Origin of the sequence: Rhizobium sp. 18055, assembly GCF_902706285.1 — a bacterium.
In the GTDB taxonomy this organism is placed as follows: Bacteria; Pseudomonadota; Alphaproteobacteria; order Rhizobiales; family Rhizobiaceae; genus Rhizobium.
Genome location: NZ_CACSKD010000158.1, coordinates 1 through 524, shown reverse-complemented (window position 1 = coordinate 524; position 524 = coordinate 1). Strand labels below are relative to the sequence as shown.

2 protein-coding genes are annotated in these 524 nt (G+C 66.4%); one reads left to right on the top strand and one right to left on the bottom strand.

The window, feature by feature from the left end; translation table 11 throughout:
- Positions 1-252, top strand: a 252-nt coding sequence (locus GVL52_RS28495) for a ferritin-like domain-containing protein (protein ID WP_280179128.1), incomplete at its 5' end; no start/stop codon positions are given.
- A gap of 85 nt (positions 253-337) precedes the next feature.
- Here the strand turns inward: GVL52_RS28495 and GVL52_RS28490 are convergent.
- A partial coding sequence (locus GVL52_RS28490) for a dihydroxy-acid dehydratase (RefSeq protein WP_200847963.1) occupies positions 338-524 on the bottom strand: 187 nt, incomplete at its 5' end.

The window sequence follows — 524 nt, the reverse complement described above, 5'->3', positions numbered from 1 at the left end:
GAGCCGGGCAAGACCGTGGAGGAGATGCTGCAGAAGGATCTCGATACTGAATACGCCGTTCGGAACAATCTCGCCGCCGGCATGAAGCTGTGCGAGGAGAAGGGCGATTACGTGAGCCGCGACATCCTGCTGGCGCAGCTGAAGGACACCGAGGAAGACCACGCCTACTGGCTCGAAAAGCAGCTCGGCCTGATCGAGCGCGTGGGCCTGCAGAACTACCTGCAGTCGCAGACCGCTTCGGGCACGCCCTGATTCCGGCAGCGCCCGCCGCGCGCCGCCCATGAAAAAAGCCGCACCGGCGACGGTGCGGCTTTTCTTTTTCTCCCGCGGGAAGCGTTCAGTCGTCCAGCAGCGACAGGTCGCGCACGGCGCCCTTGTCGGCCGACATCACGAGCTTGGCATAGGCCTTGAGCGCGGCCGACACCTTGCGCGGGCGCGGTTTCGCGGGCTTCCAGCCACGGGCGTCCTGCTCGGCGCGGCGGCGGGCCAGTTCTTCGTCGCTCAGCAGCACGTCGATCGTGCGG